The 3,611-nt window shown below is 56.0% G+C and carries 5 protein-coding genes; 3 read left to right on the forward strand and 2 right to left on the reverse strand.

Going from position 1 to position 3,611, the window contains the following annotated elements; genetic code table 11:
* Positions 1-12 precede the first annotated feature (12 nt).
* Positions 13-132 carry a DUF4251 domain-containing protein gene (locus Q0510_RS24935; protein WP_366941042.1) on the forward strand — a complete coding sequence of 40 codons (120 nt, stop codon included), beginning with the start codon at positions 13-15 and terminating at the stop codon, positions 130-132.
* 10 nt (positions 133-142) lie between these two features.
* Here Q0510_RS24935 and Q0510_RS24750 read toward each other — a convergent pair whose 3' ends face one another.
* The gene (locus Q0510_RS24750; RefSeq protein ID WP_298718015.1) at positions 143-1,297 is read right to left on the reverse strand and encodes a DUF2341 domain-containing protein; all 1,155 of its coding nucleotides are present in this window, start codon (positions 1,295-1,297) and stop codon (positions 143-145) included.
* A gap of 211 nt (positions 1,298-1,508) precedes the next feature.
* Here Q0510_RS24750 and Q0510_RS24755 point away from each other — a divergent pair, with 211 nt between their 5' ends.
* The gene (locus Q0510_RS24755; protein WP_298718018.1) at positions 1,509-2,000 is read left to right on the forward strand and encodes an outer membrane beta-barrel protein; all 492 of its coding nucleotides are present in this window, start codon (positions 1,509-1,511) and stop codon (positions 1,998-2,000) included.
* Positions 2,001-2,086: 86 nt separating this feature from the next.
* Here the strand turns inward: Q0510_RS24755 and Q0510_RS24760 are convergent, their stop codons facing one another.
* On the reverse strand, positions 2,087-2,779 hold the full coding sequence (locus Q0510_RS24760; protein ID WP_298718021.1) for a DsbA family oxidoreductase: 693 nt from the start codon (positions 2,777-2,779) through the stop codon (positions 2,087-2,089).
* A gap of 105 nt (positions 2,780-2,884) precedes the next feature.
* Between Q0510_RS24760 and Q0510_RS24765 the strand changes: the two genes are divergently transcribed.
* Entirely contained in the window at positions 2,885-3,469 is a 585-nt protein-coding gene (locus tag Q0510_RS24765; protein WP_298718026.1) for a hypothetical protein, read from the forward strand.
* Positions 3,470-3,611: the final 142 nt, after the last annotated feature.

Raw genomic sequence — 3,611 nt, forward strand, 5'->3', positions numbered from 1 at the left:
GATATACAGCAAATGTTCTTCTCCATTTCGGAAAGCGGGTACGCTTCGTTGCAGGTAACCAGCAACAACCGCCAGCCGATTTCCTATAACGGCATCGTAACGGCGGAAAGCAGCCGGAAGCGGAGGAAGTAAAACTAAATGCCTATTGAGGAGAATCGCCGAATTCCAGCAACCGGCTTCCGGGTCGCTGGCTTTCATAATCCAGCTTTATCCAGTCGGCGCTTTTCGCTTTCCCGATCACACGGGCTTCGTCGAGCACGCCATCCCAATAGCGGCCGCCTTTGTCCGGGAACTGGCTCTGGTTACCGATCCCGACCGGATGATCGTCCGATTTCCAGGGTGTATCGAATTTTTCCGTTCTTTCCAGCCGGCCATTGACGTAAAGGTGTACATAAGGGAAATCATGCACCCCCGTGATGTGGTACCATTGCTTCACTTTCATATCCGTTTTACCGATCACGCAGAGGTCGCCCCGTGGCGAAGCGCGTTCCACGCAGATTTCGATCAGGTCGGCTTCCGGTTGGTGCCAGCTGCGGATACCGTACTTCTGCAACCGCCAGGAATTATCGCCCTTGGCAAACAGGGTTTCGTAGCCCGGGAGCACCCGCTTCGCTTCATTCCCCGGGTTGGAATATGCTTCCGCAAAAGCCCAGATGGAGAAGGTGAGCTGCTCCGTCAGATCGAACAGTTTTCGCTTTTCGCTGTCTACTTTGATCCACTGCTCTTCCGCATACCGGAAACGCTGCGCTTTGCCCAGGATGCCTTTCACCGTATTGTATGGCTTCATGTTCACGCCGGTGGCGTTGGCTTCGTTGGCCGTTGCGTCGGCATATCCGCCGGGGAGGGTGTTGCCAGGTTCCTGGAGGTGCCAGACGCCGGTAAAGCCCTCCGCCGTGGGGAACACGGCGGAGGAGCTGTCGGCTGGTATTGCTGATCGGTTACCCCAGTGCATATGGATTTGCTGGTTGCGGCTGTTGCCTTTTACGAGCGGGATGCGGACCCATACGAGGGCTTCTTTGGCCGCGGGGTCCCACCATTCAATGCTGTGCGGCAAAAAAGGGCCGTCGGGCGTTTCGGAAAAACGGATATCGGCGCCGTTGGCAATGGCAGCGGAAAAGTTGAACCGGGAAGCGTCGAGGAAAACCGCCAGCGGGTAACCGGCTACATCGCCCGCCACACCAGCCCCGGAAGCGGTCGTGTTGAGGCGGATCGGCATACTGTGGCTCCATCCGCCGCGCTGGGCAGAGGCGGAACCGGCCAGCAGCAATAATATTAAAGGGTAAACAAGTCGTTTCATAAAATGGAAGCCGGAAGATACTAATTTATTGCATTGCCCGCCCGCCGTGAAATTTCCTTCCCTATACCGAACCCTCCGGTCCCTTAATGCGTTATAACGTAAGCGGTTAAACGCGGCAGTACCGGCTTTTCCGGCTCAGCGATCGTTTTGGGCTGTCTGGGAAAGAAATGATACTTTCGTGTTACGTATCACCACCAAATATCCTCTCTGCATGAAAAACAAGATTACCCTGCTGCTGGTACTCCTCCTGACCGGCAGCGTTGCAGCCAGCGCCCAGTTAAAGCGATTCAGCATCGGCCCTTATGTGGAAGCCGGGTTCCCCGTGGGCGATTTCAGTAAAACCAATAACACCGGTTTCGGCGTGGGCCTGAATGCGGACATCAAGCTGGTTGCCGGTTTTGGCGTGACAGGCTCCGTCGGCTATATGCGCTTCGGCGGCAAAACCGAGAATAATTTTGATCATCCCAATGTAGCGGCTGTCCCCGTACGCGTCGGTATCAAATACAAACTGATATCCATCCTGTACGTGAAAGCGGAAGCCGGCGCCGCCAATTACACCGGCGATCTCGACGGTTCCGCCTTCCTGTTCGCTCCCGGCGTGGGTATCCGCGTGCTTGGCCTCGATGTGCAGGCCAAATGGGAGGGCTGGTTCAAAGACGGTACCCGCAGCTTCTTCGGTCTCAAGGCCGGTTACAATTTCTGATCCGTTGCAGCCCCGCACAGGAAAGCCTTCCTGCCCAGGTCTCTCACCTGTGCCGGAAGGCTTATTTTATGGGGAAATAGCTTGCCTTACACGTTGCAAACCCCGTCTGCACAGGTATTATCGCCGCTGCCCGCAGGGTTCACGATCTGCGGGTGCGTTTCGCTCCAAACCTTCTCCAGCGTCTGGTCAAACACCTCCACCGGCTGCGCCCCGCTGATGGCATATTTCATGTCGAATACGAAAAACGGCACCCCGCGGATGCCCAGCTGCTGGGCCTGCGCTTCGTCCTGCCGCACCTCGCCGGTAAATTCGGTCCCTTGCAGCATGGCAGTGGCATCGATGCCTGCGGTGGCGGCGATGGCTTCCAGGGTAGGGGTTTCACCAATATGTTTGCCTTCGGTGAAGTATGCTTTGAAGAGCAGTTCTTCCACTTCGTCCTGCTTCCCGTGCTGCGCCGCCAGCTGGATGAGGCGGTGGGCGTTGAAGGTGTTGGTATTGATCATGTCATCGAATTTGAAATCGATGCCCACGGCCTTACCTGCGTCCGCCACGCGTGCGGAATTGGCCACGGCCTGTTCGCGCGTCATGCCGTATTTGGAGGCCAGCAATGTATAGTGATCTTCTGTATAATCTTTTTGCGCGTCGGGGTTCAGTTCGAAGCTGTGCCAGGTCACCTCAACGTCTTTCGCATGCGGAAATTTCGCCAGCGCCGCTTCCAGGTGGCGTTTGCCCACGTAACAAAAGGGGCAGGCCACATCCGACCAGATATCTATTTTCATACGCTCAAAATTTAAGCTACAAATATACGGAATTTCCACCTTAAGGGGGCATTTGCGACATGCCGCCGGCTGTTCATATGCGTTAAAAAAACGTTATATTCGGGTGTGCTTTTCAGAGAAAACATCCTGGAACCGATCCGCCTGGGGCGGGTGAAGCTGGCTTACCGGCGGTGGAAGCGGCCTTCCGTTAAAACCGGGGGCACCCTGCTCACGGCGATAGGACTCCTGCATATCGACGAGGTGACGGAAGTGCCGGAATCGGACGTCACGGAAGCCACGGCGAAGGAGTCGGGATTTCCCTCGAAGCGGGCGCTGTTCACGGAGCTGGACAAAAGGCCGGGTACGCTTTACCGCATCCGTTTTCATTACGGCGGCGACGATCCGCGCATCGCGCTGCGGGATGAGGAGTCCGTAAGCCCCGAAGAGATGGAAAAGCTCTTCAAAAAGTTGCAGGGACTGGATGAAAGGAGCCCGTACGGCGCCTGGACCAAACGCACCCTCGGCATCATCGCACAGCGCCCTGCGGAGCGGGCGGGAGACCTGGCGGAAGCGTTGCGGATCGATAAAGACTGGCTGAAAATCAGCATCCGTAAGCTGAAAAATATGGGGTTGACGGAAAGCCTTGAAATCGGGTATCAGCTGAGCCCGCGCGGCGAAACGGTGCTCAATGCCTGGAAACGCCGTTCATAACACTGCACTTTGTATAACAAATAAATATCCCTAGTTTTCCCGTTTTATAACCAACAGAATTTATGCCTGCATTCCAGCAAACCAAGACATGGCTCGCCGCTATGGCAGGGTGCGTCTGCATCTTTACCTCGGCCGCCGCGCA

The sequence above is a fragment of the uncultured Chitinophaga sp. genome, from assembly GCF_937874145.1.
Lineage (GTDB): Bacteria > Bacteroidota > Bacteroidia > Chitinophagales > Chitinophagaceae > Chitinophaga.